This is a genomic window from Helicobacter sp. T3_23-1059, from assembly GCF_053654515.1.
The window spans coordinates 1-1070 of record NZ_JBSIUV010000152.1; the positions used below are offsets into that span (position 1 = coordinate 1).

General features: G+C 29.3%; 2 protein-coding genes. Both read right to left on the reverse strand.

From position 1 onward, the window contains the following. Positions 1–534, reverse strand: a 534-nt coding sequence (locus ACWIX0_RS13715) for a hypothetical protein (RefSeq protein WP_454174542.1), incomplete at its 3' end; no start/stop codon positions are given. Positions 535–694: 160 nt separating this feature from the next. Next, the coding region (locus ACWIX0_RS13720) for a hypothetical protein (RefSeq protein WP_454174543.1) at positions 695–1070 on the reverse strand (376 nt) is incomplete at its 5' end.

Sequence of the window (1070 nt, forward strand, 5' to 3'; positions counted from 1 at the left end):
CACAAATGTAAAATCTACATAGCCTTTTTGTCTTAATAAATCTATTTCTTTAGGTGTAGATAAATAAAAGTCTTTTGTGTAGGTAGTGGTTTTTGTAGCGTTTGATTCTCTTAGAGTGATAAAATCTTGTATGCTAGATTTTCTAGCTAGTAGCACTTCCCGCCAATAGATTTCTTTAAGATTTTCCAAATCTGTATCTTGTGTAGATTTTGTGAGGTTAGCTTGTTGTCTTGTATGTATGGGATGCTCTTTTGAAGTCGTGTTTGTAATTGTAGTATTTGTGGTGGTGTTTGCGTTTATATCAGCAGTGTTTGTTGTAGTATGTTGTATTGCTTCTAGTCTTATATAAGTCCCTGCTGCAAATGGAGCATTTATATCTACAAAAATATCTTTATCAAGGTTTTTAATCCTTACTTCTTGTATAATGTTTTGTTGTTGATTGTATATTGTTTTTATGCTTATTTGATTATTTTTGGCAATGTTATATTGCAATGTGGTATAGCTTTGTTTATCTAAAACAATGTCGTTATTCATATATATTTCCTACTTGGCATTTATTTCCTTAATTTATTTTAGAAATGTCAATGCTAGAAGTTCTAGCTAGCGTTACACATAAATATGTTTAATCCATATTGTTAGTGCGTTAAAATATTGCTTATGTGAATCTTTAATATTTAAAATGATTGTTTATGGGCTACCTATTATTGTTTGTGTCTAAATGATTCTTTGTGCTTAACTCATTGCTTTTTTCATCATTGATACTTGCCATATTACATTCATTAGCAACATATATTTTACAATATATTTGTGTAAAATCCTTATCTTTATACAGGTTAAGCGATAAATTTGGACTAGAATTTGTAGAATTTGTAGAATCTATGTCATCTTGCTTAGAATCATTAGAAATATTAGTTTTTATCAATTCCTGTGCTTCTTGTGTGTTTATAAAATAAGTGCCATTTTGTATGGTTGTATGTTTGGTTGTTGTTTCTTGTGATGCTGCTTCTTGTGATGCTACATTTTCTGTCGTTGTGCGTATATGATTTTCATAACTTGCTATTTCTTTATTG